This window comes from Mesorhizobium sp. M1A.F.Ca.IN.020.03.2.1 (genome assembly GCF_004023205.1).
Classification (GTDB): Bacteria; Pseudomonadota; Alphaproteobacteria; order Rhizobiales; family Rhizobiaceae; genus Mesorhizobium.
This window is the reverse complement of sequence record NZ_RZSV01000153.1, coordinates 12752-14279: the sequence shown is the minus strand read 5'-3', so window position 1 is coordinate 14279 and position 1528 is coordinate 12752. Positions and strand designations below refer to the sequence as shown.

Genomic DNA, 1528 nt, shown 5'->3' with positions numbered 1-1528 from the left:
CTACACGACGAACGAAATTGCCGCTCTGGTGAGCGAAGTCACTGGCAAGCCGCTGGAGGTTATCCAATTACCTGACGAGGCTTTGACCGAGGGCGTCAAGGCGGCCGGCCTTCCCGAGGACTTTGCGCGAATTGTCGTATCCTTCGACGCCAACACACGCTCCGGCCGTATCGGCATGGTAACCGACGCTATCGAGACGCTGTCGGGCCGCAAGCCGAAGACGCTCAAGCAGTTCCTGGAAGGGAACAAAGCCGCACTGCTTGGCTGAACCGTTGCGCCTGGGGGGGTACTCTCCCGGGCGCGTCACCTCGACTTTTTGAGCAATCCGAGCCGGACCAGGCTTTCGCCGGTGGCGACGAGCGCTTCTTCGCGCGATCGCGGCGCCCAGCCGAGCATGCGCATGGCCTTGGCCCCGGTTGCGTTTCTGGCCTTGCCCAGTTCCGTCACGATCTGGGCTGCTTGCCCGTCGAACAGTCCGACGGTCCGGACCAGCCAGTCCGGTAGCATTCTCGTCGTAACGCGCGACGCAACGCTGCCCAGCCGCGATTTCAACGTTTGTGCGATCCCCAGCGTCGTCATGAAATCGCCGCTGATGGCGAGGAACCGCTCCCCCTTGGCGGCGGGACTGGTCATGGCGCGCAGATGCAGGTCCGCCACGTCCCGCGCGTCGACCACGCCGAACACCATGCGCGGCAGACCCGGCATCTCGCCGTCCAGCAAGCGCTTGATGAAGTCCGTCGAGGTCGAATGATCCGGCCCCAGGACCGGTCCAAAGATCCCGACCGGATTGACGACCGTCAGTTCCAGCGCTCCGCCCTGGCTGGCAATGAAATCCCAGGCCGCACGTTCCGCCAGCGTTTTCGACTTCACATAGGCGCTTACCTTGGCCGCCAGGTTGGTCCAGTTCTCTTCCGTGAACGGACTGCCCGGAATTGGCCTCTGGCCATAGCCGATGGGGGCAAAGGACGAGGTGAGCACCACCCGTTTGACGCCCGCATCGCGCGCGGCCCGCAGCACGCGCAGCGCACCCTCGCGCGCAGGAACGATCAGATCGTCCTCGTGTTTCGGCACGCCCGGCGGGAACGGCGAAGCGACATGAAGAACGTACTGGCATCCCGCGACCGCTTCCAGCCAGCCGGGGTCTGTCATCAGATCGGCGTAGGCGAAGGAAAGCGCATCGCCCGGCTCGGCACCGCCGACCCTCAGCATGGCGAGAACATCGGCTTCGCGCTTGGCGGATCGCACTGTTGTGCGGACGCGGTAGCCTGCCTGCAACAGGGCTAGAACGCAGTGCGCGCCGAGGAACCCGGAGCCGCCGGTAACGAGCACCAACTCACCGCTTTAGGCGTTGCAGTCCCTCAAATGGCGACCTGAGTGCCGATCTCGACCACGCGCCCGGTGGGGATCTGGAAATACTCCGTCGCATCCGCCGCCGTCTTCGCAAGGCCAATGAACAGCCTGTCCTGCCAGATCGGCATGCCGGAATTGGGCGAGGCCTTCAGCGAGCGCCGCGACAGGAAGAAGGACG

The 1528-nt window shown here is 64.7% G+C and carries 1 protein-coding gene and 1 pseudogene; one reads left to right on the top strand and one right to left on the bottom strand.

Annotated elements, in window-relative coordinates; all coding sequences use genetic code 11:
• Window positions 1-268, top strand: a pseudogene (locus EOA79_RS21795) (SDR family NAD(P)-dependent oxidoreductase); the annotation flags it as partial.
• A 35-nt stretch (window positions 269-303) separates the two neighbouring features.
• Here EOA79_RS21795 and EOA79_RS21790 read toward each other — a convergent pair.
• Window positions 304-1329 carry an aldehyde reductase gene (locus EOA79_RS21790; protein WP_245322516.1) on the bottom strand — a complete coding sequence of 342 codons (1026 nt, stop codon included), beginning with the start codon at window positions 1327-1329 and terminating at the stop codon, window positions 304-306.
• Window positions 1330-1528: the final 199 nt, after the last annotated feature.